Raw genomic sequence first — 24,014 nt, 5'->3', positions numbered from 1 at the left:
CCCCTGATGTCTTGATGTCGATATGGGCTGGCATTCAGTTCGCAAGGGACTTGTGCTCAGAACCCCTAGCAACCCGGAAGCCAAGAAACCTAGAACACCTGAAGCCTCTGGATCACCTGGATCACCTGGATTGCCTGGAAGCTCTGGAAAATCTGGAACATTTGGAACCAAACAACCGCAATGGAATTTAGCGTTATGGGACTTGGGGCCAATCATCAACAAAACCCACTGAAACGCCTGAAACAACGCCTGAAACAACGCCTGAAACAACGCCTGAAACAACGCCTGAAACAGCGCCTGGGTTTAATATTTTTCGGCGGGCAAACGCAACCATCGCCACGGTCTCAACTGCAATCGTCACCATGGCAACCGTCGTCATGGCAACGGGCGATCGGGGCGATCGGGCTGGCGGTGTTGCTCTGGGCGATCGCCCTGGGGGGCCCAATTGCCCCCGCCGTTGCCCTGGTGGATGACAGCGCCACGGCCCAGCGCCCGGCGGAGGTGGCGGCTCCCCGCAGCAACAGTTTTGTGACGGCGGCTGTGAACCGGGTGGGTGCGGCCGTGGTGCGCATCGACACGGAACGCACCGTGACCCGGCGGGTTGACCCGTTTTTTAACGATCCGCTGTTTGAGCGCTTCTTTGGGGATGAGTTTTTTCGGCAAATGCCCCGAGAACAGCGCCAACGGATTGCGGGGCAAGGCTCCGGCTTCATTATTGAAAGTGATGGTCTGCTGTTGACCAATGCCCATGTGGTGAATCGGGCCGATCGCGTGACCGTGACCCTCAAGGATGGGCGAGAGTTTGATGGGCGCGTGCTGGGGGCCGATGAGGTCACCGATTTGGCGGTGGTGAAAATCAGCCCCGGTGATGAACGGTTGCCGGTGGCTCCCCTGGGCGATTCGGATTTGGTGCAAGTGGGCGATTGGGCGATCGCGGTGGGGAACCCGTTGGGGCTGGACAACACGGTCACCCTGGGCATTGTCAGCACCCTGAAGCGATCGAGCGTGCAGGTGGGCATTCCCGACAAGCGCCTAGACTTCATCCAAACCGACGCGGCCATCAACCCCGGAAACTCCGGCGGCCCGCTGCTGAACGATCGGGGCGAGGTGATTGGCATTAACACCGCCATCCGTGCCGACGCGATGGGGATTGGGTTCGCCATTCCCATCAACAAGGTAAAGAGCATTTTGCCTTTGCTGTCGAAGGGTCAGGCCGTGCCCCATCCGTTCCTGGGCATTCAGATGCGCACCTTGACTCCCGACTTGGCCCGCAAAAACAACAGCGACCCCAACGCCGCCATCATGCTGCCGGAAGTGTCGGGGGTGTTGGTGGTGAATGTGATTCCCGATTCGCCTGCGGCCCGGGGTGGCCTGCGGCGGGGTGATGTGATTGTGCAAATTGATGGCACGGGGGTCACCAGCGCGGAACAGTTGCAAGGACTGGTGGAACGCCGCCGCGTGGGTCAGGCCCTGGCCATGACTGTGCGACGGGGCGATCGGGGTGGCAATCAACAGCTCTCGGTGCGCACTGGACAAATGCAGGATTTTGCGGACGATCGCTAGGATTCAACCCCGATCGTCGCCATCCACCTTCTGCGCCAATGGTGCGTCAATAGTGCGTCAATGGTGTGCCCATGGTGCGCTAATTGATTGCTCGTTCCAATTCAAAAAACAAGCGCCAGGGGTCGATCGATCCCTGGCTTTTGGTCAACGCCGATTTTTGATGAGCTGGCAGGCAATCGAACATCGCGTCAGTCTTCAGCAATTAGCACTAAAAAGCTGAGAGTGCTAACAGATTGCAGCCTATAAAACGAAATTTTTGTATCAATTGAGTCTTTTATAACTTGAGATTTTTACAAGGTTGTTGCATTTGCCAATAAATTTCTAAAATCATTGCCAAGCTCAAAAAATTTGCGCTAATACATAAAGTCAAGAATCAATTCATAGCCCCCATTCACAGCTCAGAACGAATCAGAACGAATCCCTTTTCATTCAATTTCATGACCCTCACCGTTTGCAATCACCTTCTCAGCCCTTGAGACATGCGCTCGGAGAAGATTGCGCCTCTATTTTTCAGAAATGCCCTTTGAAATTTGTGGGAGTTTGCCATGGATTACACATTTGAAATTGTGGGTGTGTCTCCAGTGCTGCACTTTTTTCATGAGCAACAACAGTTAATTGAGCGATCGCCCGCTCCCCCTGTGGAATATATCGGTAGTTTTCAATGCACGCTGGATGCCACCTTGGAATCGATCGAACCGGTGCTTTGGCGGCATGATTGGTCTTGGAATGATATTTCCGCCACGGTGGTGGATTTTTGGATGCAAAATGCTGAGGCGATCGCCTTTTGGAAACATCGCCTTGCGGACGCGGGCCAGGGCAGTTTAATGGTGTCGCGGTTGGGCAATGCGGATGGGTTGCGCCAGGAATTTGAGTCGCTGCTGAGTTAAGCCAACTGGAGCTAACTGGAGCCAAATGAAGCCGAATTAAGTTGAATTAGGGCAAAGCCGGTTTAGGCCAAAGCCGGTCAGCTTGCGCCCAGGTTCCAATGCCGCCTCGGGGCCTTGGCTAACCCCAGGCCTAAAGTCGAAAACCCGGTGGCAGTTGGGCCCCGCTCAACTTAGCCCCGTTCAGTTCCGCTAGGGTCAAATCTGCGCCGGTTAAGTCCGCGTTGGTCAGGTCAGCGTTCCTGAGATTGGCATAAAACAACACGGCGCGATCGAGCTTGGCCCCACTCAAAAATGCTTGGAATAGATTGGCATTGGTCAAATCAGCCCCGGAAAGGGTTGCACCAATTAGATTTGTCGCCTGAAACTTGGCCTCAAACAACCGGGCCCCCGACAGGTCAACCCCCTCCAAATTCGCCCCCGTGAAGTCAGCCCCCGACCAATCCGTATTCGCCAACTTCGCCTTTGATAAATTCACCCCCACCAACCGCGCTCCAATGAAGCTGTTGCCCGACAGGTCGGCTTCGCTGAGGTCGCAACCGCTGCACTCGTTGGTGCGTCGCAATCGCAGCAGATCATTTTCCGAGAAGGCTCGCACCGGCAGGGCCGGGCTACTCAACCAAGCGCCCACAAGAGCAATGCCGATCGCGCGGTGAACCTTCAACATGGGGGTGCAAAAAATGGGGCAGGGAAAAAATGGAACCAGAATTGCAGACAGGAGACAAGGCCAAACAGCCCCAACAAACCGGGATGCCATCCCTACGATTATTGTAGGAGTTCAGTCCCGGAATCAATCAGGGGGCCCAGGTGCGAATCATTGGACTTACGGGCGGCATTGCCACGGGCAAAACCACAGTGTCAGACTATTTGGCAGAACGCTATGGATTGCCGGTGTTGGATGCGGATCAGTTGGCGCGATCGGCCGTGGAATCGGGGTCACCCCTTTTGCCAGCGATCGCCCAGCGGTTTGGTGCTGATGTGATTGGTGCTGATGGCTCGCTCGATCGACCCCGCTTAGGCGAAATTGTGTTTCAGCAGCCGGCCGAGCGCCAATGGTTAGAAGCCCAAATTCACCCGATCGTGCGGGCCCATTTGTTGGCTGGAATTGCGGCTCATCAAGGGCGATCGAACAGCATTGTCTTAGCCATTCCCCTCCTATTTGAAGCCCAAATGACCGATTTAGTCACGGAAATTTGGGTGGTTAGTTGTGAGCCAGCCCAGCAATTGCACCGGTTAATGGCCCGAAATCATTTGACGGTTGATCAGGCCCAAGCTCGCATCAACAGCCAATGGCCACTGGCACAAAAAATGGCGCGGGCCGACGTGGTTTTGCACAACCAGGGAACTTTACCGGAGCTATTTCAGCAAGTGGATCACGCCTGGGAAAGTTGTTAAAAAGTTTCCGGTTTCAAGATTCAAAGTTCAAGATTCAAGCTTCAAGTTCTAAGCTTCAAGTTGGATCGTTAGGAAGTTCTAGAGATTTCATGCATAGTCCTGTGATTGCCGCCGTTGATTCTCCGCGTCCTTTTGCCGAAGCCCTTGGCACTTGCCTAACAAAGCGCACCATTCGTGTGTTGCAAATCAACCTTGGCAAACGTTGCAACCTGGCTTGCACCCATTGCCATGTGGAAGCGGGGCCGAAACGCACTGAAGCCATTAGCCCGGAAGTCTGTGAGCAGTTAATTGCCATCATTCAGCAATTTCCACAGATTCAAACGGTGGATTTAACGGGCGGCGCACCAGAAATGCACGACGGCTTTCGGGCTTTGGTACAAGCGGCGGCCGCTGCCAAAAAGGAAGTGATTGTTCGGTCAAATTTAACCATTTTCTTTGAGGATGGGTTTGAAGATTTGCCGGACTTTTTCCAAAACTATCATGTGCGAGTCGTGGCTTCGCTGCCTTGTTATTTGTCAGAGAATGTCGATCGACAACGGGGACGCGGTGTGTTCGATCGCTCCATTGCCGCCCTCAAACTCCTAAATCAGCGGGGCTATGGGCGAGATCCAAAACTGCAAATCGACTTGGTTTATAACCCACCGGTTCCCACAGGAGCTAATTTTTCACTGCCACCGGCCCAAGCGGGTTTGGAAGTGGCCTATCGTCAGCGTTTAAAAGCTGATCACAACATTGATTTCAATCATTTACTGACCATCACCAATCTCCCGATCGGGCGGACTAAATTAGCCCTGCAAGCTCGCCAATTGGAAGCCGATTATTGTCAGTTTTTGGCTCAAAATTTCAATGCCGACACCGTGGCAGGGTTGATGTGTCGTGATCAGCTATCGGTGGACTATCGAGGCTATCTTTACGATTGCGACTTTAACCAAATGGAGGAGATCCCAGCCCGATCGCCCGATGGTAAAATGCTGACCCTGGCGGATCTGTTGGCAGCCGGTTCCCTGGATTTAATCCAAACGGTTCAGACCGATCGCCACTGCTACGGATGCACGGCCGGTGCTGGTTCCAGTTGTGGCGGCGCGTTGCTTTAGGCAGCTCCCGTTGATTTCGATCGGTTGAGTTCATCCATTCAATTCAGTTCAATCCAGTCAACTGACAGCCCTGACCTCGCTAACTAAGCACAGTCGATCGTAGGGTGGGCAATGCCCACCAAACCGTTGCCTCATGGCATCTGCAATATGGCGTGCCAATTATTTTCAGTAAAGGCTGTAGTGCATTAGCGGCTGGTTAATGCTTGTGATTGCGTTGGTCTATTGAATTGAATTCATTTGACTAATCGAATCAATTCAGTGATTGGCAATTCATCCCTTTCCTCTCTCTTTTCCATGGACATTCAATTTCGCGAGTTTGACCCCTTTAATGTTTGGATTTGGCTGGAGCTGGACACCGTTCCAGGGCGCATGGAGCAGCAATACATTGAAGAGGTTTTTGATTCCTGGTTTTTCTTAGGGAAATTAGGTGGATTCAATGCCGAAAACGCGCAGGTTCAAGAGGTGGGCTTGGACTTGAGCTATATGGAATATGACAGTGAAGTACTGGATCAATCGATGATGGCCCTGATGCACAACATGGGCGAAGTGGAGTTTGAAGGAACCCGCGCCCGTTGTTGGTTTGACTTGGGAACCAGTGATGCGATCGCCCTGGATGTGTTGATTAATGCCTTTTCTCAACTGAGTCGAGAATTTTTGGAAATTCGCCGTATTAGCATCGGTGGTGAAGATGAAGATTGGCCGATTGATGAAAGCAAACGCCAATCCAGCTCGGATTTCAATTAATGCAGCTAATTTAGCTAATTCAGCTAATGCAGCTAATTCAGCAGCAAGCACTTAATCATTACCAGTCAATGGGCCACGAACCACTAAAATTGTGCCTTGAAATTGCTGGGCGATCGTGGCCGGCAAGTTACCATGAATGACCTGTTTGAGTAGGCTTTCTCGGCTGGCTCCTAATACAATCACTTGGCTATCTAGGCTTTCGGCCAAGTGCAAAATGGTTTCAGCCACCTGATCCGCACAGAGAGCCAGCGCCGTGACTGAAGTGGGGCTGGTTTTGGTGAGGCGAGCGGTGGCCTGATCCAAAAGATCGGTCGTCCAGGGTTGTGCCGCCGATTCGCTGAAGTCTGGTTCCTCGCTGGTGGCCACCTTGGGCACGACTTGGCAGAGGGTGACGGCGGCCGATCGGGTCAGGCCCAACAGCGGCGGCAACAGATTCAGGGCCCGCTCCACATTGGGCCCACCACTAATCGGCACTAACCAGCGATCGAGACTGAGCATGGCCTGCACCGCCTCCTGCTGACGAATTCGCGGCCGTTTGAACAGGTCTTCTCCCCATTTCACCAACATGATTTCGCAGGGGGCATCGTTTAACAGTCGGGCGATCGAGTCGCCAAAAACCGGTAACCCTGGCCGGGCGATCGCCCCTTGCCAACCCATAATCACCAAGTCGATTCGCCGCCGTTGAATCACTTCCAAAATGGCCTCGGCCGGATCCCGGGCCAAGCAAATTTGGCTATGGATGGAGATGCGCCATTGGCGACCGGCACGGGTTGCCCGTTCAAACAATTTGCGCATGGGGGCCACCAGCGCCGGATCGATCGAGGTTTCCGCCGGGGACTGACCCACAGGAACCAACATCACATGCAAGCATTCCACCTCCGCCTGTCGATCGCGCGCAATGGCCAGCGCCAACCGCAACAGCCCCAAGGCCGCCGCTGGATTGGCGATCGGCACCAAAATTCGCGATCGCCCCGTGTTCGGCCCCCGGGTTTTATAGATGGCATAGGCGGGCCGGCGCGGCTGCTGGGGATTAATTTCCCCCCCCAGTCGTTTGGACTCAACGCGCAACAGATCGCTGCGCGTGACAATGCCCACCAGCCTTTGCCCTTCCAAAACGGGCAGTCGTCCCAGTTTGTAGCGACTGAGCAAAAAGCGAATATCCGACAGCCGATCATCAATTTGCACCGCGATCGGCTGGGGAGTCATGGCCGCCGTCACCCGATCGGTGGCGGCCAAATCCTCGGCATCCAAATCCGTGATGTCCGATTGGGTCAAAATGCCCACCAAATTTCCCCGATCGTCCACCACCGGAAAACCGCGATGGTGCGAATCGGCAAACCGCTGGCGAGCCGTTTCCAAGGTTTGGCTAGCCCGCAGGGTTTCCACCGGATGATTCATCACATCCTTGGCCGTTAAATCCGCCAGCAAATCCACATCGGGAATCGGTTCCGACTCCAACCCCTTGAGGGCCAGCAGTCGATCGTATAAAGATCCAGAATCCAGGCGATCGGCCACCAAATAGGCCACCGTGGAACCAATGGTGAGCGGCAACACCAGGTTAAAATCCGCCGCCATTTCAAACACAATCGCGATCGCCGTGATTGGCACCCGCGACACCGCCGCAAAAAATGCCCCCATCCCGGCCAGAGCGTAGGTGGCGATCGAGTGGGCCCCCACTAAGGCTCCCACCACACTGCCCAAGGCGGCCCCCAAAATCAGCGAAGGGCCAAACAAGCCCCCCGGCGCACCGGAACCAAAGGCCACCAAAGTCAACAGGAAATGGGCCCCAAAGGCGATCGCCGCGCCCTGCCAAGCCGTCCCCCCCAGCACCAAATCTTCCCGCAGCCAGCTATAGTTCCAAAACGCCGCTGGCAACATCGCCATACCCAGGCCCGTAATTCCACCAGCTAGGGCCATCCGCTCCGGCAACCCCCATTGCAACCGGCGATAGAGACCCAAACTGGCAATCACCCCCCGATTGAAATTGGCTCCCAACCAACCGGCCAACAAACCCAACAACAGGTAGGCCGGAATATCCCGTGCCGTAAATTCCGTGGCCACCCGCGATAGGTTCAAGCTCACGGGCAAAATATCACCGCCCAAGGACTGCGCCACCACCGCTCCCACAAAGGCCGCCAACAGAGCCGGCCCCAGGGTCAAACCCGACACATCATGCAGCAGCTCTTCCACCGCAAACAGCACACCCGCGATCGGGGCATTAAACCCAGCCGCCAAACCAGCCGCGGCCCCGGCGGCAATTGTTTGGCGACGATAGGCCGGCGAAGTGGGAATCCAACGACTGAGTTGGGCCGCGATAGAAGCGCCCACATGCACCGTGGGGCCCTGGCGACCCAGGGTTAACCCAGACCCCAAGGTGAGCGTGGTGGCCAATAATTTGACCCAAACAGCCCGCCAATCCAACAGGATCGGCCCAAAGGCCAGCTTGGCCTTGACCTGTGGAATCCCGCTGCCCCCAGCGTCCGGCGAAAAGCGCTGCACCAACCAGCCAGCCAGCCAACAACCCACCACCCCCACCGCCGCTAACGCCAGGGCCGGCACGGGGCTACGGGTGGCGATCGCGATCCGCTGGGTTCCTACCCAAGCCGCCCCCCACTTCATCAACACGGCCGCCAACCCGGCAATTAGCCCGATCGTGCAAGACTCCAGCAGGGCCAAGGTCTTGGGACGCATGAATGGGCGTACCCACCGCAGGGGATGCCATTGCTCGCTAAAGGGGTTGTAGCGGTGATACCAGTCGTTTGCCACAAACGCGCTTCCTGAAAACGATCACGCAGCATGATCGCGCCGAACGATCCGATCAGTCAGGAGGCGAGTGCCAATGGCCTCACTGCCAACCGACAATCGTTATAGGGGGTATTTAAGTCCTACTCGATTGCTATTTCGCCCAATTGAATTTCAATGGGGATGTTTTTGAATCTTACCGATCAATCGGACAGATTTAGAGAATTGTGGACAAAATCTTGCTACCAAGTCCCTTTTTTTACGGGGTTTCTTCTCCCGAGCAGGCTTGGGCGGCCGGCAGGATGCGCGGCAAAGATGGCTGAGCAAATGATTCCAAATTTCCAGACTCCAGAGGAAGCAACCCAGTTCGTAATCCCAAGGCGATCGCGGCAGTTTCTACCCGATCGGGCCCCATTACTTGAATAAAGTGCAAAACATCCGCCACCTGGGCAATGAGCTGGTTTACATCAATTCCACTGTAATGATCGTCATATTTATTCAAGCGGCTCAGCCCTTCACCCAACAAAATTGCAGCCCCGCGCCAATTCAAATTACTGAGGTGATGGAGCGCCACCGCCACTTGCAAAACCCCTTGATAAAACGTGCGCTCCGGCTCATTCGCCACCACCCATAATGCCTCGATCGTGTCGTGGCAAGCATAAAACTCCCCACGATTAAATTCCTCAATTCCTTGCCAAAACGGAGTGTTGGGTTGTGATTCCTCAATCATGGCGCTGGGTAATGGGTCAGGGATGAAAAGGCGCGATCAATCCACAGGGCGATCGTCATCGTCTCAGGATCGTTTTAGAGCTAATTCGTAAAAAAAGCCCAAAACACCGATGGAGGGCTGAATTCAATTTTAGCTAATCGGCGGGAAGCCCCGCGCTCTCCCGAAGGGGAATGTCGGGATGAGAGCCGCGCTTGCTGAGTGGGGTTCGATGACCTTGAAGCAAGCAATAGTCTACGCCTGTCTGTTATGACGGAAACGTACAAGTTGTCTGTCTGTTATCAGGTCGCACGGGAGCGTGAAAACCTTGTCTCTGTCTTTTTAGAGCGGGGAGTGTCAATGCCAAGCTCACTCGTCAGGCCTAATCCCAGGGAAATGCAGTTGCCAGGCGGTTGAGGTGGCGTTCCCGCCGAAGCGATCTAGATTGGAGGCGCTGGTTTGGGAAAAACACCATGGGCGATCGAGGGCGGCTGGGACTGCTGGTGGTGCTGGTGGGCTGGGGGCTGGGGATGGCGATCGAACCGGCGATCGCCCAAGACTCCCGATCGGCCCAAGGACTGGTGAATTTTGCCGATTGGTGTCGGCAGCGCGATCGACTGGATCCGGCGGCGCGGCACACGGTGGGAGCCTTGTTGCGGGTAGCCAAGACCGAGAATTGTGAACAGGCTTGGCGCAATTTGGCGGCCCTGCCCGTGTTGGATTTGTCCAACCAAAACATTCAGGATTTGCAACCGATCGCCACCTTCAATCATTGGCGGGCCCTGTCGCTGCCGGGGAACCAAATTCGGGATTTGCGACCCTTGGCGGGGATGTCGTCCTTGCGCCAATTAATTTTGGGGTTCAATCAGGTGCAGGATCTCTCGCCCCTGCAAGACCTGGATCAGTTGGAAATGCTGGATTTGACCCGCAATCAGATCACGGCACTGCCCCAGCAGCCGGGATTGGCCCGGTTGCGATCGCTGATTTTGTTGGGTAACCCCCTGCGGCAACATACCTGCCCGTTTCGGCCGATTACGGTTTGTCTGTTTGATGATCCGGGGGCCCCATTGACGGCGCGGGCCCAGGCGGCGATCGACCAGGGCAATTGGCCCGAGGCGATCGCCCAGTTACAACAGGCCCGTGACCAGTACCAGGCCTTGGGCGATCGTTCGCGGCTCGCGAAAACCCAGGTGCAGTTGGGCAATGTTTATCTGCAATTGGGGGAATTCGCCCGAGCGTTGGAGGTGCAGCAGGCGGCCCATGGGGTGATTGCGGAAACGGGCGATCGGCCCACGATCGGGCTGGTGATGGCGAATTTGACGGAAACCTATGAGCGTTTGGGTCAATATCACCAGGCGGAGGCTTGGCTCGATCGGGCGATCGCCAATGCGGCTGACCAGGCTCATGCAGGGATTCCCCTGGATGGGGGCTTGTATGAACTGCCTAAGCAACAGGGCTACTTAGCCGCTTGGTTATCGCAAGTGCAGTTGCGCCAGGGCAAAGCAACCCAAGCGGTGGTCAGTGCCCAGCAGGGGGTGCAATTCTATAACCTGCTGCCGGAGGATTATCCCGGCAAGGCGATCGGGATGACCAAGGCTCAGTTGATGTTGGGTGAGGCGTTGCGGGCGGTGGGTCGCCGTTCGGAGGCCCGCAACGCCCTGGAGCAGGTGCGCCAGTTGGCCCAAACCCATGGCGATCGCCCCGGTGAGGCCCAAGCCTGGGAACAATTGGCCCTGTTGGCTAATGATGCGGGCGATCGCGAGCAGGCCCAGGCCGGTTTCGAGGCCGCCTTGGGGATCCATCGAGCGACGGGGGCCCGGGCCGAAGAGGGGCGTTTGTTAACCCGTTTGGGGGAGTTTTATTTACAGCAGCGGGCGGCTCCTCGGGCGATCGACCATCTGTTTCAGGCGATCGAGCGGTGGGAGTCGGTGCGGCCGGGCCTGAGCGACGACAACAAAATCGCCCTGGCGGACACCCAAGCCCAAACCTATCGCCTGTTGCAAGAGGCTTTGATTGTCCAAGGTCAGGCGGGGCAAGCCTTGGAGGTGGCGGAACGGGCCCGGGCCCGGGCCTTTGTGGAACTGTTGGCCGCCCGATCGGGCCATTTGGCCAACCAACCCAGCCCCGCGGCCAGCCCACCCCCCACCCTCAGCCAAATTCAGCAGTTAGCGCGCGATCGCCGCTTGACCTTGGTGGAATACACGATCGGCCAGCGATCGCTCCACATTTGGGTGGTGAATCCCCAAGGAGACGTGACCCTCCGCACGGTAGCGATGGCGGGAGCCTCGGCCGAAGCCACCCTGGCTACCCAAATTCAAGAGCTGCGGCGAATCCTGCCCCAAGGACAACTGCTGGCGGCAGAGTTGCGCCGTCAACTGAACGGGCTGCATCGGCAACTGATCGCCCCGATCGCGGACTTGTTGCCCACAGATCCCCAGGAACCGGTGGCGATCGTGCCCCAAGGGCTGCTGTTTTTAGTGCCCTTTGCTGCTCTGCAAGCTGAGGATGGTCAGATGCTGATCGATCGCCACAGTTTGTTTCTCACCCCTGCGATCGATGTGTTGCGGTTGCAATTTGCCGAAACCCCGCCCGATCGCCCCTTAGCATCCGATGTGGTGGTGGGGGTCGATCGCGCGGCCCTGGTGGTGGGCAATCCGGTGATGCCGGCCGTGCCTCCCGTTTGGGGAGCGGCCCCCAGTCCCCTGAGCAATTTACCCGGGGCCGAATCGGAAGCGCGCCAAGTGGCCCAACTGCTTCAGGTCAAGCCGCTGTTGGGGGCCCAGGCCACCAAAGGCGAAATTTTGGATCGGATTACCCAAGCGCGCCGAATTCATCTGGCCACCCATGGTTTGTTAGATGACTTGGGTAATTCGGGAATGCCCGGGGCGATTGCCCTTGCACCGGCTGCCGGTGATGACGGCCTTCTCAGTGCCGGTGAAATTATGGAATTGCGGTTAGCGGCGGAACTGGTGGTGCTCAGTGCCTGTGATACGGGGCGCGGCCGGATTACCGGCGATGGGGTGTTGGGGTTGTCTCGTTCTTTTTTGGCGGCGGGGGCCGATCGGGTCGTGGTGACCCTTTGGAAAATTCCCGACGAACCCACCGCAATCCTGATGGGCCATTTTTATGCAGCGCTTCAGCAGGGGAGTTCGCCCGTGGCGGCCCTGCGCCAAGCCATGATCCAAACCCGCGATCGCTACCCCAACCCGTTCCAATGGGCTGCTTTCACGGCCGTGGGTCGGCCCGACTGAAGATTGAGCATGGGCCAGCCCTAGTCTTCTAGGTTGAGATTGACCGAGAAGGTCAACACCGTTTCATCAACGCCCTTCAATTCCAAGGGCCCCACTTTTTCGATGTCGTTTTCATCCAAATAGTCCGCCACGGCCGCCGACACCAAAACCGTGCCCGGTCGGGCCGCCTGCTGAATCCGAGAAGCGATGTTCACGCAGGGGCCAATGGCCGTGTAGTCCGATCGCTCCGCACTGCCAAACATGCCCACTACCGCCGTACCCTGATGAATGCCGCAGCGGAACCGGACAGGGGGAATGGCCTGCTCGCCCCAAACCTGATTCAGTTGGTGCAGTCGTTCGGACATTTGACGCGCGGTGCGCACGGCCCGCTGCACCTGCTCGTTGGGGGTGGCTTCCTCGGGAGCACCGAACAGCACCAAAATCGCATCGCCCATGAACTTATCGATCGTGCCGCCGTTGGCAAAGGCAATGTGGGTCATTTCCGACAGGTATTCATTCAGCAGCTCGGCCACCTTGCGCGATCGCACCGTGTTCGAGAGCTGCGTGAAGCCCACAATATCGCTGAACAGCACCGTAATGAGCCGAGGCTCCGGTTGCAAGTCCAACATCAACTCGCCCGCGGCCGCCTTGTTGACCAAGGATCCCGGCAAAAAGCGCCGCAACACCGATTCAGTCAAGTAGGCATTCAGTTCCGAAACCTTGCGTTCATTGGCCTTGAGGGCGATCAGGTTATGGACTTCCGCCAGCAATTCCCGATCGTCAAAGGGCTTGGCCAGATAGGCATCTGCGCCAATTTCCACCCCTTCAACCCGGGTGTCGGCATCGGCCTTGGCCGTCAGCAAGATAATTGGCGTGCCCTGGAGGGCTTTGTCTTGGCGCACCTGCCGAATCAGGTCTAACCCGGAAACCCCCGGCATCATCAAATCGGTCAAGATCAGATGGGGTTGGTATTGCTCGGCGGCGGCGATGCCTTCGGCCCCGTTGCGGGCCACAATCACCCCGTATTGATTCCGACGCAAAATGCTGCTGACATAGCTCCGCAGGTCGGGGTTGTCGTCCACCACCAGCACCAATGGTCGATCGCCCAAGTCCTGCGGTTCCGGATCCGGCAATGGATCGTTGGCGCGGGTGGCGGCATCATGCTCCAGCAATTCGGCGGCCAGGTCTGCCAGCTCGATCGCGGCGCGGCTGCCTTCGATCGCCACCGGTTGCTCGATCGTTCGATCGGGCGGCAGGTGGGTGGAACCCCGGTCTAACCAAACGGAGAAAGTTGCCCCCTGGCCATAGTCCGACTCCACCGTCACCCGCCCGCCATGGAGTTCCACCAACTCCTTCACCAGGGCCAGGCCCAGACCCGTGCCCTCGTAACCCCGACTCACGGAACCTTCGGCCTGGCGGAACCGTTCAAAGAGGTGGGGAATTTGGTCGGCCCGAATCCCGATCCCCGTATCGCTCACTTGCAACAGATAATGCTGCCCCGTGGCTTCCACCGTGACCGTGATCGTTCCGCCGCGCGGCGTGAACTTCATGGCATTGGAGAGCAGGTTATAGAGCACCTTATCGAAGCGCTCGCTGTCCAGATAGGTGTCGGGGCAGGGGGTGAGGTTGGCCACCAGGGCGATCTCCTTGCGATCGCAGTAGGGGCGGAAGGATTCCAAAATGTAGCGGGCAAACTCCGCCAAATCGCAGGGGCGGAAGGTGGGCTGCATTCGGCCCGCATCCACCCGCTGCAAGTCCAGTAGTTGATTCACCAATCGCAACAGTCGCCGCGAGTTCCGTAGGGCCACGTCGGCCTGCTCGTAGGGCAAGCCTTGCTTTTGATTCACCGCCGCTTCCAGGGGCCCAATCATCAGGGTCAGGGGCGTGCGGAACTCGTGGGAAATGTTTTGGAAAAATTCGGTCTTTTGCCGATCGAGCGCCAGCAGTTGTTCCGCCTGTTGACGAGTGGTTTGGTAGAGGCGCGACTGTTGCACTGCGATCGCCGCTTGGACGGCCACCGCTTGCACCAGCTTGATTTCCGTGCGCTTCCAGGGGCGGGGATTGGCCTGGCGCAGGGAAATGCTGCCGATGATTTTTCCCTCCGAAAGCAGGGGAACCACCAACAGGGCCCGGGCCTGCTGCTTCAGGGGCAAGCTGGCGGAGAGGCTGCTTTCGTGTAGGTCATCGAGGGCGATCGGCTGTTGGGTGTCGATCAGTTGTTGCAAAACGGGGTTGCTGACGATCGGGGCGATCGAGCGGGGCAGGGGCTCATGTTGCCGGGCCGCCGCCACCGGATCCACTTGCTGGGGACTCCAAGACCAATCGTGATGATTGCCGCCCAAGGGCGGAACCTCATCAAACCCCACACATTGCACATACTCATCGTCCTTGGTCCAAAGGGAGAGGGCGCAACCGTCGGACTTCAGGGCCTGGCGTAACTGCTGGGTGATGGTGGCAAAGATGGTTTTGGGTTCCAGGCTCGATCGAATGGCCGTGGCGATCGCGTTCACCAGGGCTTCTTGATCGGCCAGGGCCCGCACCCGATCGTAGGCCCGCGCTTGGGCCAGGGCCAAAGCCGCCTGATCGGCCACCGCCACGGCCAACTGCAGATCTTCCTCGCTCCAGGGCTGCACCGTTTCGCAGCGATGGAGCGCCATCACGGCCATGGCTTCCCCGCGATAGACCATCGGTACGATCGCGCTCGATCGAATGCCCAACCGCTCAAAGGCCGATTGCCGCCCTTGCCAAACCGGTTCCGAGGTTTGCAGCCGCTGATCCGTGGCCGCATCATCCACCGACGTGGCCGACTCCACCAGCCAAACCGTTTCCCGCAAACTTTCAAAAATCGTTTCGATCGACTGCTGAGTCACCGCCGTGGGATCGCTCGACCAATGGACAAACTGCTCATTGGTCAGGTGGCCATCTTCCACGGGCCGCAACAAACAGCAGTTTGACTGCAAGGCCTGGCCCACCGCCTCCACGATCGTTTGCAGCATCGTGCGCGAGTCCATGACACTGCGCACCGTGGTGGAAACTTCGTTGAGCAATGACTCCCGCCGCAGGGCTTGGCGCAACTCCCAAGTGCGCGATCGCAACACATTGTGGGTTTCCACCGCCTTGCGCACCGAGGCCTTCAGATCCTCGTCATCCCAAGGCTTCGTGACGTACTTAAACACCTTGCCGGAGTTGATGGCCTCCACCAGGTCATCCACATCCGTGTAGCCGGTGACAATAATCCGCATCACGTCCGGATATTGCTCGGCCGTCAAACTCAAAAATTCCGTCCCACTCATCAGCGGCATTCGCTGATCCGAGATGATGACGGCCACGTTGGGGTCTTTGGCCAAAATGTCCAAGGCTTCTGGGCCATTGTTGGCCCGCAAAACCTGGAACTCTCGATGCAGCGTTCGGTAGAGCAAATCGAGAATATCGGCTTCGTCGTCAATGACCAGGACTGTGGGCTTGGTCATCATGGGGCTTGCCCCCCAGCCCCGATCGGGTTGCAACCCAGGCTGTGGTGCTGGAGAAACTGCGGGCCAAGTTGCCGTTGGGAGTGAAGAAGCATCCATTGTGGGAGCAAAGAGCCGGCCATAGCGCCCTAGCGCGGGATGATGGGGAGTTGAAATGCCAAAGGGCAACGAACAACTGGTCGATCGCTTCAGCCAACGAATGGTAAGGGTTTAGGGCATTGGCGACTGCGAGTTTTCAGAACAGGTTACCCAGGGACTGATGCCGGATGGAGTAGGACTCAGACCACCGATCAGGCTCTTGGCGAATTTTGATGACCTATTGTAGTTCGGAGCGCCGCTGACTGGCTTCCTTCCCACTTGGCCTCGATCGGCTTTGTTCCGTGACCCAGTAAGGACTCAATGTTCCTTACGCCCTTTGCGGAACGAACTCCGGATGCGACTGTGGGAGGTTCACCGGGTGCATGGGGATGGTGAGTCCCGATCGCCCTGCAAAAGTCCCTGAAAACAGCCCTTAACCCCCACTGATCCGAAAGTTACGCCGGAATGCACCCTAAATTCTCAAGCTTTGAACCATCTTGCAAGGGGTTGGCTCCCATGGGCCCCAGGTCGATCGCCCTATTCCCGATCGATTTTTAACACGGCCATGAACGCAGATTGGGGCACATCCACCGTGCCGATCGCCTTCATCCGCTTTTTCCCTTCCGCTTGCTTCTTCAGCAATTTCTTCTTCCGGGAAATATCACCGCCATAGCACTTGGCCAACACATCCTTGCGCAGGGCGGGGATCGCTTCACTGGCCACGACTCGCGAGCCGATCGTGGCCTGGATCGGCACTTTGAACTGATGGCGCGGGATCAACTCCTTCAGCTTTTCCACCAGGGCCCGGCCCACGTAGTAGGCCTTATCCCGGTGGACGATCGCGGAGAGGGAGTCCACCCGATCGCCATTAATCAGCACATCCAGCCGCACCAGCGGATTTTCCCGGTAGCCAATCAGAGAATATTCCATGCTGGCATAACCGCGCGATCGCGACTTCATTTGATCAAAAAAGTCCGTTACCACCTCCGCCAGCGGAATTTCATAGATCAAGGTTGTCCGGCCCTGGGTCAGGTAGCGCATATCCACAAACACCCCGCGCCGCGTTTGCGATAGCTCCATCAACGTCCCGACAAAGCTTTCGGGCGTGATCATTTCCACCTTCACGTAGGGTTCTTCGATTGTTTCGCGATATTGCGGCTCCGGCAGCTCGCTGGGATTGTCAATCATCACCACTTCACCATCAATCTTGGTGACGCGGTAAACCACCGAAGGCGCGGTGGCGATCAGATCCAGGTTATATTCCCGCTCCAGCCGCTCTTGCACAATTTCCATATGCAGCAGCCCCAGGAAGCCGCAACGGAAGCCAAACCCCATGGCGCTGGAGGTTTCTGGCTCGTAGCTGAGGGCCGCATCGTTCAAACGCAGGCGATCGAGCGCTTCCCGCAGCTCGCCAAACTGATCGGAATCCGTCGGAAACAGCCCACAAAACACCATCGGCTTGGCTTCCGTGTAACCGGGCCAAGGTTCCGTCGCCGGTTTGCTGACCAGGGTGATGGTGTCGCCCACCCGTGCATCGCCCACGGCCTTAATCGAAGCGGCCAAGTAGCCCACTTCTCCCGCGTGCAGCTCATCGATCGGGCATTGATTCGGGGCCAACACGCCCAATTCATCAATTTCGTATTCCTTACCGGAGGCCATCAGGCGCACTTTGTCGCCCTTTTTCACTCGGCCATCCATGACGCGGAAATAAACAATCACCCCCCGATAGCTGTCGTAATAGCTATCAAAAATCAGGGCCCGCAGGGGTTTGTCTACGGTGTCCGCTGGCGGGGGCACTTTTTGGACGATCGCTTCCAAAATCTCGCGGATCCCGATCCCTTCCTTGGCCGAGGCGTGAATGGCCTCGCTGCAATCCAGGCCGATCGTGTCTTCAATTTCGCCAGCCACCCGATCGGGTTCTGCACCGGGCAGGTCGATCTTGTTCAAGACCGGCACAATTTCCAAATTATTTTCCAAGGCCAAGTAAACGTTAGCCAGGGTTTGGGCCTCCACCCCTTGGGACGCATCCACCACCAGCAGGGCCCCTTCGCAAGCGGCCAAGCTGCGGGACACTTCGTAGGAAAAGTCCACGTGACCGGGGGTATCAATCAGGTTGATCACGTAGTCGTTGCCGTCTTTGGCCCGGTAGTCCATCCGCGCCGCTTGCAATTTAATGGTGATTCCCCGTTCCCGTTCCAGTTCCATGTTGTCGAGGAACTGTTCTTTCATGTCGCGCGCGGCCACTGTGCCCGTATCTTGCAGCAGGCGATCGGCCAGGGTCGATTTACCGTGGTCAATGTGCGCCACGATCGAGAAGTTACGGATGCGCGAAACGGGAACGTCGGTCATAGGAGCGGAACGGTAGGGCAAACGGGGAAAGGAAGCCAACCGCATTGTAACGAATTCCATAGCGTCTAATTCGCTTTGGCGCTCTGGATTGTTTGGGGCCAATGGGGCGATCGGGCTTTCGGCATGGATCGCGATCGGACGGGGGCGATCGGGCGGGAATGTTGCCCAAAAACAAGCACCTGGGGCGGTGGCGGCGGGGCGAGGGGTTGGAAGGGCGCAGAATGTTGATGGGGTTTGGGTTTGGCGATTTTTGGGATCTTTGGAGATGCTTGTAAATAGCTGAAAGGGAGATGGGGCAAGGGTTGGGCGATCGGCAAAAGGGCGATCGGGGGTGATTTTTGGGCAGATGCGGGGCGATCGGCTAAGATGCTTGTAAGGTTCTATTTCGGCGCTTGTCCCGTAAGGGTTTCAAGCGGCGGGGTGATCAAACCTCTGATGCCGTCAGGCGTTGAGCACATGTCGAATCTAGCGGCGGGCATCACGGCCGGCATTGGTGATCAAACCTCTGATGCCGTCAGGCGTTGAGCACAAAAACCTCGATCGATCATTTGCACCGGAGCTGGCCGGTGATCAAACCTCTGATGCCGTAAGGCGTTGAGCACGGTCTATACAAACGAGTTTCGCTTGAACGAAGCAGGTGATCAAACCTCTGATGCCGTCAGGCGTTGAGCACATGTGGAAAACCTGACGGAACGGGCGGATCGTGACCAGTGATCAAACCTCTGATGCCGTAAGGCGTTGAGCACTTGACCGCCAACCACTTTTGTCCGTCTTTGGTCGTGTGATCAAACCTCTGATGCCGTAAGGCGTTGAGCACACCCCTGAGGCGGTGGCCGCGGCCAAGGGAATTCGCGTGATCAAACCTCTGATGCCGTAAGGCGTTGAGCACGTTGTGGTCGGAGTCGGCTTTCCCGTTGAGCTGTCGTGATCAAACCTCTGATGCCGTAAGGCGTTGAGCACGCCGAAGCGACCCTTGAGCAAATCTTTCCCGGCGCGTGATCAAACCTCTGATGCCGTAAGGCGTTGAGCACGCAGTTTTGAAAAAACCACAAACGTCCATTAAATTCCGTGATCAAACCTCTGATGCCGTAAGGCGTTGAGCACGGTCGTTGTAGGCGGGGTTGAAGTAGGGGCATTGCCCGTGATCAAACCTCTGATGCCGTAAGGCGTTGAGCACAGTTGGAACGGGCCCGCCAAATTCAGCACGCGCTGAAGAGTGATCAAACCTCTGATGTCGTAAGGCGTTGAGCACGGACTCGATCGTGTCGCCTGTGGCCGCATCAATAATCCGGTGATCAAACCTCTGATGTCGTAAGGCGTTGAGCACTGAAGGTATAGCGCATCCCGATCAAGCGATGGATCTCTGTGATCAAACCTCTGATGCCGTAAGGCGTTGAGCACCCCAATTCGCGGCGCAACTCTGACAGAGCTTGATCGCGTGATCAAACCTCTGATGCCGTAAGGCGTTGAGCACCCAGCAACAACAGGTGGGGGCGCATCTATCCCACCCGGTGATCAAACCTCTGATGCCGTAAGGCGTTGAGCACGGTTGCAAGATCGCCAACTGCAAAAGCTAACCAAGTGATCAAACCTCTGATGCCGTAAGGCGTTGAGCACTGCGAATTTCTCGACAACCAAATCGCGCGGGTGATCGGTGATCAAACCTCTGATGCCGTAAGGCGTTGAGCACAGCACAGCACCGCACAGCGCAGCACCGCAAAACACTCGTTTCAGCCCTGTTCTAAACTTTCCAATCCCGTGAGGTGGTGAGTCTGTCGTCAGATTCGCCACCTCACCTTTTTGATCGCCTCCACCTCCTTCAAATCCTTTCGCATCAGTAGAAACCCGTACTCCCCAAAATCGGAGTTTTAACCCGCCGATTCATACCTGGCTTACTCTCCGCCGCTCTTTGCCTCCGCTTCGTCACCCCCCGATCGCCTGTGATCTGTCACCACACCACCAATTGATTCAGAAAACGCCCATCTTTCGCGTTCATTAGAGAGCGAAAATCAGCCGAAAGATAATCTTTGCATTTTCGTCTACTCCTCAATTCTGAAGCCTATTCCGTAACCTTCGTCTGGAAAGTCTTGTTCCAATCGATCGACTGCGGTTGGCTGTCTCTTAGGTTTAATGAAACTAATCAGGAAAGCTTGCGGCGATCATAGGTTGCTGAAATATTTGATCGCTTTGCATTCATGCTGTTTTTATGTGCTTAACGATACCTAAAGGCAGCAAAATCGAGATTTTTCAAGTATAAAAACATTCATCAAACGCCAAGATCGATCAAAGATGCAAAGACTGAAAAATTGTATATTTGAATACGGTTTAAGATAAAATTAAAGAATTTCAAAAACTTGTAAAAAAATAATTCACGGTGACTTTTCCAAAAAAATTGGAGTACACTACCTGGGGAGTGCAGGCGTGCAAATACAGAGCGTCGCCGACCGTTAGCAACGTAAACAGTGACAGTCATGGGAAATAGCACAAAGTCCTCGAAATTTCCGATTGTTATTGAAATGGAGCCACAGGCAAACTCTGACATCGAAGAATTGGTGAACTCCGGCAAAGGTCTCATTTGTGACAACGTATCCGTTGCCCTAGAGCAACTGAAAGCCCAAGGAATTTTGCCCGAAAGCGTCATCCCCGTATTTGTTGTTGTTGCATCCTCCGACGACTAGTGAAGAACTGATGTGCAATCATCCCCAAAGGCTGCTGAGCTGAAGCTTAAGCTGAAGTTTTGGGGACAGATTTCGCAAGTGTCCGATCGTCCCGTGTAAGCATCAGCACAAATTTAATGATTCAGCCCGATCTGATCCCGATCCCACTGGAATTGCCGCCAGAGCAAAGGCTGCTCCCGGTCAACAACTTAAGCTTCCTGAAGAACCGAATCGTTTTGGTGCTGTACGAGGTTTCTCGGCTGACCCTCAAGTACTCCCTCAAGAATGCGATGGGTGCAGCCAACCTCAAAACAGAGCTGGCTCGGGATATTCGGTTCTCCATCGAAAAGCTGGGGGGATTGCTGATTAAGGTGGGTCAGCTCCTGTCGCTTCGCTTGGATCTCTTCCCCGCCGAAATTTGCCAAGAACTCTCCAAGCTTCAGGATCGATCCTATGGGTTTTCCCTGGACTATGTTCGGCAAATTATCCAAGAGGAATTAGGTCTCCCTCTGGAAAGGATCTTCATTGAGTTTGAAGAGCGGCCCTTTGCGGCTGCGTCAATCTCGCAAGTCCACAGGGCCCGAATCCCATCCTTTCCTGGTGTGGTTGCTGTTAAGGTTCAGCGCCCGGATGTCGAAGAAAAGTTTGGTCAAGATCTACAACTCATCCGCTTCTTGCTCTCCCTGATCAAGAAGCTGAAGCTACAGAGCTATGTGGATTGGGACAACATCAGCCTAGAGCTTGATCAAATGATTCAGGAGGAAATTGATTATCGCTACGAAGCATCCAACCTGGAACGGATGACGGTGACGCTCAGGGAACACAACATCTATGTTCCCGCTGTGATTGGTGATTACAGCACCAAGAAAGTCCTGACCATGGAATATATTCCCGGCATCTTGATGTCAGATTATATCCGTGCCGCCAGTACTGATCCCGAATATCTGGAAAAGATTCTTCGACTCAATAATATTGACCCGAAGTTGGTGGGAAAGCGCCTTTTTGAAAGTTTCTTCCGTCAAATGCTGGAAGATAACTTGTTTCATGGGGACTTGCATCCTGGCAACGTCATGCTGTTGCGAGATAGCCACATTTGCCTCATTGATTTGGGGGCGATCGGCAGTCTCGATTCCCACTTCCTGCGCTACTACCGACGCAGTATGCAGGCTCTCGGAGAACGGGACTACGATCGAGCACTAGATTACAGTTTGATGTTGTGCGATTCCCTGCCCACAGGAGACATTGAAAACGTCAAAGCGCAACTGATCCAGTGCTATCGCCAGTGGGATGCCAAAATGAACATCCGCAGCCTCTCATACCATGAGAAGTCGATCAGCTCGATCGGGGTTCAAATTGGGTCGGTCATGCGCAGGAACCGCGTTTCCTCCAGTTGGCAACTGCTGCGAGTCTTCCGCACCTGGGGATTGATGGATGCATCCTTGAATTACCTAGTTCCCAACGCAGATTATATGAGTCTCGTTGGTGGATATTTTCGAGGGGCCGTTAAGCGCAGTCAGCTTCAGCTTAAGCAACTGGGCATCACGGAAATTGTGATGCAACTCACGGAGAAAGTTGCCGAATTTTCCGATCTGACAACGATCGAGCTTCGTGGCAAGGCAGTTCGCAAAAGAATAGTCGCTGAGCAAAAAACCTCGTCAAAGCTCGCTGACAAAGCCAAGAAATTACTCTGGCTTGGGATCATCGTTTTGGCTTGGATTTTTCTGCATCAACACCTCGAAACAGCCGTGAGCTGGTTACCACCAAATCAATACTCAGCTTGGGCTAAAAGTGTTCCCAATCTTGCTATTGAAGTTTGGGCTGGGATCCTAATTATCTGGATCTACTTACTCAAAATTCTCTAGCTTTGATGACATTTTTTCTGGAGGTTAATTGGGTTCATGTAGAATATTAAGAAAGCCGAATATGCCTGTTCGGTTATCAAGAAATATTCTGGAATTTGCGAGAGATGGTTGTTTTGTGAATTAAATTCAGACGAATGTTGATACTTCAGTATTAGATACTCCAGTATTAATAAACATGTCTGTTTTTATTCAATAGTTTGGTTTGGAAATGACACCAATCATCCAAGGTTCTAATCACCATGACTTCAGTACTTCATTTTGATGGTCAGTCGAATTACATCCGAATTCCCCATCAAGAGTCCCTCTCCCCTGCTAATAATTTCACCTTCGAAGCTTGGGTGAACGTTGCGCAAATTGGTGGCTACCTACGCTTATTTTCTAAATTTCCAGGCTTTGGCTTTGGCCTCATCAACGAAGCGCTACTTTTTACGGAATATTGGATTGTTGACTATGCAGCCTCTGTTTCGATCGAAGCGGGATCTTGGTATCACGTTGCCATCGTCTTCAATGCTGACAACGATGTGTTTTTCTACCTCGATGGAGAGCTAGTTCAAACCATCCTGGGCGACACCCCCGCCTCCATCACCCAAGGCCCCCTCGAAATTGGCCGCAAAGCAGAGGGCCATGGCGAATATTTCCAAGGCGATTTGACCGAAGTTCGGTTCTGGGGCACTGCACGCACTCAAGAGCAAATTCAAGCCTACAAGTCCTATCGACTGCTCGGATCCGAAGAGAATTTGTTGGGCTATTGGCCTTTGAACGAAGGCAGCGGAGATGTCATCAACGACAAGAGCACCGCTGCCAACCATGGAACCTTGCAAGGCTCCCCTATTTGGAAGAGCGCTGCACTGGAACTCCCAGAAATTCTCCCCAACATCCCGCTGCCCGCTGAAGTTCAGGAAGCCGAAGCCGCTGCCGCCGAAGCCGCTGCCGCCAGCGAGACCATCCCCAGCCCTGGTTCCTTCCCCATCATTGTTGAACTGGAATCCGATGAAGCAACCCCCGATCGTTGCTTCGAAGAGTTATTGACCAGAGGAGATGGCGCGATTTACGACGGAGTCACCCAAACCCTTTTTGCTATGCGGGAACAGGGGCAAATCACCCAAGCAACAACCCCCGTTTTTGTCATTGTTCGGCGCACTCCTGAATCTAAGAGCTTGCTGCCATTTGCTCTGTAGCATCCCCGAGCGCCAAGGCTAGTGGTTTAGGCAAAGGGCTGAACCGTTCAAGCGCCCTGAGT

At 55.5% G+C, this 24,014-nt stretch carries 15 protein-coding genes and 1 CRISPR repeat array; of the genes, 10 read left to right on the top strand and 5 right to left on the bottom strand.

Annotated elements, in window-relative coordinates:
* The first annotated feature begins 180 nt into the window (after positions 1-180).
* Positions 181-1,563 carry an HhoA/HhoB/HtrA family serine endopeptidase gene (locus tag H6G53_RS15310; RefSeq protein ID WP_242030938.1) on the top strand — a complete coding sequence of 461 codons (1,383 nt, stop codon included), beginning with the start codon at positions 181-183 and terminating at the stop codon, positions 1,561-1,563.
* 545 nt (positions 1,564-2,108) lie between these two features.
* Positions 2,109-2,450 (top strand): hypothetical protein, encoded by a 342-nt coding sequence (locus tag H6G53_RS15305; protein WP_190534448.1) that lies wholly within the window; start codon positions 2,109-2,111, stop codon positions 2,448-2,450.
* A gap of 130 nt (positions 2,451-2,580) precedes the next feature.
* Here H6G53_RS15305 and H6G53_RS15300 read toward each other — a convergent pair whose 3' ends face one another.
* Positions 2,581-3,114: a pentapeptide repeat-containing protein gene (locus H6G53_RS15300; RefSeq protein WP_158234528.1), complete on the bottom strand. Its 534-nt coding sequence runs from the start codon at positions 3,112-3,114 to the stop codon at positions 2,581-2,583.
* A 140-nt stretch (positions 3,115-3,254) separates the two neighbouring features.
* On the opposite strand from H6G53_RS15300, the gene coaE reads away from it, so the two are divergent.
* The 3 genes from coaE to H6G53_RS15285 all read left to right on the top strand — a co-directional run bounded on the left by coaE (position 3,255) and on the right by H6G53_RS15285 (position 5,680).
* Positions 3,255-3,842 (top strand): dephospho-CoA kinase, encoded by a 588-nt coding sequence (gene coaE / locus H6G53_RS15295; protein WP_190534444.1) that lies wholly within the window; start codon positions 3,255-3,257, stop codon positions 3,840-3,842.
* An 89-nt stretch (positions 3,843-3,931) separates the two neighbouring features.
* Positions 3,932-4,936: an arsenosugar biosynthesis radical SAM (seleno)protein ArsS gene (gene arsS, locus H6G53_RS15290; RefSeq protein ID WP_190528636.1), complete on the top strand. Its 1,005-nt coding sequence runs from the start codon at positions 3,932-3,934 to the stop codon at positions 4,934-4,936.
* Between the two features lie 294 nt (positions 4,937-5,230).
* Positions 5,231-5,680, top strand: a complete 450-nt coding sequence (locus H6G53_RS15285; protein WP_190534441.1) for a DUF3531 family protein — start codon at positions 5,231-5,233, stop codon at positions 5,678-5,680.
* Between the two features lie 51 nt (positions 5,681-5,731).
* Here the strand turns inward: H6G53_RS15285 and H6G53_RS15280 are convergent, their stop codons facing one another.
* A complete protein-coding gene (locus tag H6G53_RS15280) occupies positions 5,732-8,446 on the bottom strand; it encodes a chloride channel protein (RefSeq protein WP_234407074.1) in 2,715 nt (904 codons plus the stop codon).
* 235 nt (positions 8,447-8,681) lie between these two features.
* Entirely contained in the window at positions 8,682-9,152 is a 471-nt protein-coding gene (locus H6G53_RS15275) for a DUF309 domain-containing protein (protein ID WP_099534894.1), read from the bottom strand.
* 449 nt (positions 9,153-9,601) lie between these two features.
* Between H6G53_RS15275 and H6G53_RS15270 the strand changes: the two genes are divergently transcribed.
* Entirely contained in the window at positions 9,602-12,379 is a 2,778-nt protein-coding gene (locus tag H6G53_RS15270) for a CHAT domain-containing protein (protein WP_190534438.1), read from the top strand.
* Positions 12,380-12,399: 20 nt separating this feature from the next.
* Here the strand turns inward: H6G53_RS15270 and H6G53_RS15265 are convergent, their stop codons facing one another.
* Both H6G53_RS15265 and lepA read right to left on the bottom strand, forming a co-directional pair.
* Complete coding sequence (locus H6G53_RS15265; protein ID WP_099532122.1) at positions 12,400-15,831, bottom strand: response regulator; 3,432 nt, start codon at positions 15,829-15,831, stop codon at positions 12,400-12,402.
* Between the two features lie 612 nt (positions 15,832-16,443).
* Positions 16,444-18,255 carry a translation elongation factor 4 gene (gene lepA, locus H6G53_RS15260; RefSeq protein ID WP_099532124.1) on the bottom strand — a complete coding sequence of 604 codons (1,812 nt, stop codon included), beginning with the start codon at positions 18,253-18,255 and terminating at the stop codon, positions 16,444-16,446.
* A gap of 101 nt (positions 18,256-18,356) precedes the next feature.
* Here lepA and H6G53_RS15255 point away from each other — a divergent pair, with 101 nt between their 5' ends.
* The 4 genes from H6G53_RS15255 (at position 18,357) to H6G53_RS15240 (ending at position 23,952) form a co-directional block, all read left to right on the top strand.
* Positions 18,357-18,530: a hypothetical protein gene (locus H6G53_RS15255; RefSeq protein ID WP_190534436.1), complete on the top strand. Its 174-nt coding sequence runs from the start codon at positions 18,357-18,359 to the stop codon at positions 18,528-18,530.
* A gap of 145 nt (positions 18,531-18,675) precedes the next feature.
* Positions 18,676-19,945: direct repeats of the CRISPR family, unit length 36 nt; unit sequence GTGATCAAACCTCTGATGCCGTAAGGCGTTGAGCAC.
* A gap of 781 nt (positions 19,946-20,726) precedes the next feature.
* Complete coding sequence (locus H6G53_RS15250; protein WP_099532229.1) at positions 20,727-20,933, top strand: hypothetical protein; 207 nt, start codon at positions 20,727-20,729, stop codon at positions 20,931-20,933.
* 116 nt (positions 20,934-21,049) lie between these two features.
* A complete protein-coding gene (locus H6G53_RS15245; RefSeq protein WP_190528644.1) occupies positions 21,050-22,774 on the top strand; it encodes an AarF/ABC1/UbiB kinase family protein in 1,725 nt (574 codons plus the stop codon).
* A gap of 239 nt (positions 22,775-23,013) precedes the next feature.
* On the top strand, positions 23,014-23,952 hold the full coding sequence (locus H6G53_RS15240; RefSeq protein ID WP_190534432.1) for a LamG domain-containing protein: 939 nt from the start codon (positions 23,014-23,016) through the stop codon (positions 23,950-23,952).
* Positions 23,953-24,014 lie beyond the last annotated feature (62 nt).

This window comes from Limnothrix sp. FACHB-406 (genome assembly GCF_014698235.1).
In the GTDB taxonomy this organism is placed as follows: Bacteria; Cyanobacteriota; Cyanobacteriia; order CACIAM-69d; family CACIAM-69d; genus CACIAM-69d.
The sequence above is the reverse complement of the archived record's forward strand: the minus strand, read 5'-3'. Positions and strand labels throughout refer to the sequence as shown.

Coding starts and splice junctions, on each gene's coding strand:
- H6G53_RS15240 (WP_190534432.1), top strand. CDS start 23,014: ATGACTTCAGTACTTCATTTTGATGGTCAGTCGAATTACATCCGAATT.
- H6G53_RS15275 (WP_099534894.1), bottom strand. CDS start 9,152: ATGATTGAGGAATCACAACCCAACACTCCGTTTTGGCAAGGAATTGAG.
- H6G53_RS15305 (WP_190534448.1), top strand. CDS start 2,109: ATGGATTACACATTTGAAATTGTGGGTGTGTCTCCAGTGCTGCACTTT.
- H6G53_RS15285 (WP_190534441.1), top strand. CDS start 5,231: ATGGACATTCAATTTCGCGAGTTTGACCCCTTTAATGTTTGGATTTGG.
- H6G53_RS15310 (WP_242030938.1), top strand. CDS start 181: ATGGAATTTAGCGTTATGGGACTTGGGGCCAATCATCAACAAAACCCA.
- arsS (WP_190528636.1), top strand. CDS start 3,932: ATGCATAGTCCTGTGATTGCCGCCGTTGATTCTCCGCGTCCTTTTGCC.
- lepA (WP_099532124.1), bottom strand. CDS start 18,255: ATGACCGACGTTCCCGTTTCGCGCATCCGTAACTTCTCGATCGTGGCG.
- H6G53_RS15300 (WP_158234528.1), bottom strand. CDS start 3,114: ATGTTGAAGGTTCACCGCGCGATCGGCATTGCTCTTGTGGGCGCTTGG.
- H6G53_RS15270 (WP_190534438.1), top strand. CDS start 9,602: ATGGGCGATCGAGGGCGGCTGGGACTGCTGGTGGTGCTGGTGGGCTGG.
- H6G53_RS15255 (WP_190534436.1), top strand. CDS start 18,357: ATGGGGCGATCGGGCTTTCGGCATGGATCGCGATCGGACGGGGGCGAT.
- H6G53_RS15265 (WP_099532122.1), bottom strand. CDS start 15,831: ATGATGACCAAGCCCACAGTCCTGGTCATTGACGACGAAGCCGATATT.
- H6G53_RS15250 (WP_099532229.1), top strand. CDS start 20,727: ATGGGAAATAGCACAAAGTCCTCGAAATTTCCGATTGTTATTGAAATG.
- H6G53_RS15245 (WP_190528644.1), top strand. CDS start 21,050: ATGATTCAGCCCGATCTGATCCCGATCCCACTGGAATTGCCGCCAGAG.